The 227-nt window shown below is 52.4% G+C and carries 1 pseudogene; it reads right to left on the bottom strand.

Annotation, left to right across the window (positions count from 1 at the left end):
* Nucleotides 1-219, bottom strand: a pseudogene (locus QN347_RS20430) (cellulose synthase subunit BcsC-related outer membrane protein); the annotation flags it as partial.
* Between the last annotated feature and the right edge of the window lie 8 nt (nucleotides 220-227).

Genomic DNA, 227 nt, shown 5'->3' with positions numbered 1-227 from the left:
CCGGTAGTCGCTACCATATCGCGACTACGCAAGAAGCGCCAATAGGCGCCACCGCCAAGATCAAAGGTACTGTTCGAGGCGACGTTTTTCCCATTGACTGCTGCATAGCCACCACTGGCATACAGACCGCCATCGTCAACATCATAAGATCACACCACCCCACGTCAGTCCATACAAACTATCGGTAGTCCCTGCATATGACAAGTAACTATCCGTCACAGAACGGC

The organism is Sphingomonas sp. 10B4 (assembly GCF_035019905.1).
Lineage (GTDB): Bacteria > Pseudomonadota > Alphaproteobacteria > Sphingomonadales > Sphingomonadaceae > Sphingomonas > Sphingomonas glacialis.
Note: the sequence above shows the minus strand (reverse complement) of the source record. Positions and strands in the feature narration are given on the sequence as shown.